The organism is Vibrio splendidus 12E03 (genome assembly GCF_000272105.2).
Taxonomy (GTDB): domain Bacteria; phylum Pseudomonadota; class Gammaproteobacteria; order Enterobacterales; family Vibrionaceae; genus Vibrio; species Vibrio splendidus_I.
In genome coordinates this window covers 1-212 of sequence record NZ_AJZD02000201.1, presented here as the reverse complement: position 1 = coordinate 212, position 212 = coordinate 1, and the positions used below count along the sequence as shown (strand labels likewise).

1 protein-coding gene is annotated in these 212 nt (G+C 40.6%); it reads left to right on the top strand.

Features of this window, described 5'->3' with window-relative positions:
• Nucleotides 1–192 (top strand): hypothetical protein (locus A142_RS25300; protein ID WP_206744039.1); only part of this gene is annotated, 192 nt, incomplete at its 5' end.
• Nucleotides 193–212 lie beyond the last annotated feature (20 nt).

The following is a 212-nucleotide window of genomic DNA, read 5'->3' as shown; positions in this document are numbered from 1 at the left end:
TGCGCTTTCTCGATACGTAACTTGGGCTTACGCATGAATCTTTTGAAGTTGGCATTGATTAAGCTTGGTTTGGACACAGGCATAAAGGATCAGGCGTTATTAGTCAGTACGCTCATGATAAACGAATTCACTTTATTATGCAGCAGAGCCAGTATAAGGGCGCTCACTAAAGCAACACTTCCTATTCGCTAAAATTTTCAAAGCCATGAATT